Origin of the sequence: Duganella sp. 3397 (genome assembly GCF_031456625.1) — a bacterium.
Taxonomy (GTDB): domain Bacteria; phylum Pseudomonadota; class Gammaproteobacteria; order Burkholderiales; family Burkholderiaceae_D; genus Rugamonas; species Rugamonas phyllosphaerae.
On sequence record NZ_JAVDVB010000023.1, the window covers coordinates 1 to 1,011 of the forward strand.

Below are 1,011 nucleotides of genomic sequence, written 5' to 3' on the forward strand. Positions count from 1 at the left end.
TATAGGGAAGCCGTAGAGAAATCGAGTCCGAACAGGGCGATAGTCGCTGGGTGTAGACCCGAAACCAAGTGATCTACTCATGGCCAGGATGAAGGTGCGGTAACACGCACTGGAGGTCCGAACCCACTAATGTTGAAAAATTAGGGGATGAGCTGTGGGTAGGGGTGAAAGGCTAAACAAACTTGGAAATAGCTGGTTCTCTCCGAAAACTATTTAGGTAGTGCCTCAAGTATCACCATCGGGGGTAGAGCACTGTTATGGCTAGGGGGTCATCGCGACTTACCAAACCATTGCAAACTCCGAATACCGATGAGTGCGAGCTTGGGAGACAGACGTCGGGTGCTAACGTCCGGCGTCAAGAGGGAAACAACCCAGACCGCCAGCTAAGGTCCCAAAGATTGGCTAAGTGGAAAACGAAGTGGGAAGGCTAAAACAGTCAGGATGTTGGCTTAGAAGCAGCCATCATTTAAAGAAAGCGTAATAGCTCACTGATCGAGTCGTCCTGCGCGGAAGATGTAACGGGGCTAAGCCAGTCACCGAAGCTGCGGATATCCGCAAGGATATGGTAGGAGAGCGTTCTGTAAGCCTGCGAAGGTGTCTTGTAAAGGATGCTGGAGGTATCAGAAGTGCGAATGCTGACATGAGTAGCGATAATGGGGGTGAAAAGCCCCCACGCCGTAAGCCCAAGGTTTCCTGTTCAACGTTCATCGGAGCAGGGTGAGTCGGCCCCTAAGGCGAGGCAGAGATGCGTAGCTGATGGGAAGCAGGTTAATATTCCTGCACCGTCGTATGATGCGATGGGGGGACGGATCGCGGAAGGTTGTCTGCCTGTTGGAATAGGCAGTTTCTGGTTCATAGAAGGCGCTTAGGCAAATCCGGGCGCGTAATTCAAGGGACTGGGACGAAGAGCTTAGGCTCTGTAGCAATCGGAAGTGGTTCCAAGAAAAGCCTCTAAGCTTCAGTCATACGAGACCGTACCGCAAACCGACACAGGTGGGCGAGATGAGTATT

1 rRNA gene is annotated in these 1,011 nt (G+C 52.0%); it reads left to right on the top strand.

Annotation, left to right across the window (positions count from 1 at the left end):
- Positions 1-1,011 (top strand): 23S ribosomal RNA (locus J2X54_RS25700); the annotation flags it as partial.